The organism is Streptomyces sp. DH12, assembly GCF_020873895.1.
Lineage (GTDB): Bacteria > Actinomycetota > Actinomycetes > Streptomycetales > Streptomycetaceae > Streptomyces.
In genome coordinates this window covers 1-411 of the sequence record NZ_JAHWGT010001438.1, presented here as the reverse complement: position 1 = coordinate 411, position 411 = coordinate 1, and the positions used below count along the sequence as shown (strand labels likewise).

The 411-nt window shown below is 61.6% G+C and carries 1 pseudogene; it reads left to right on the top strand.

Annotated features, from left to right (window positions below):
* A pseudogene (locus LPA54_RS40465) lies at positions 1 to 363 on the top strand (DNA (cytosine-5-)-methyltransferase); the annotation flags it as partial.
* Between the last annotated feature and the right edge of the window lie 48 nt (positions 364 to 411).

Sequence of the window (411 nt, the reverse complement as noted above, 5' to 3'; positions counted from 1 at the left end):
GCCTTCCCCCCGCCGGTGGCTAGGGCAGTCGGCACATCAATTGCTAACGCGCTAAACCGGAAGGGCCAGCCCAAGGAGTTGTCTGAGGCGGAGGACGAAGTCATGCATGACCGTCTCTACCTGGCCTTGAAGAACGCGCCCGCTGCACTCACGGAGAAAGAGCTAGTGAAGCTGGCCGGAGAGAAGATCGATCCCCCCACCTTCGAGCGACGTATGGCCATGCTTGCTCGTGACTTCGTGATCGACGAGGATGACCAGCTTGGCGGTCGTGCGTACCGGCTCGTGGGCTTCAAGGGCTTCATCGGGCAGGAAGACCATGAGCGGCACGCACGCTTCGCTGAAATGCGTTCCCGGATCAGCTAGGTTCGCCGAGGCGCTTGGCAAGGTGATTGATCAGGGCCGTCCGGTCAC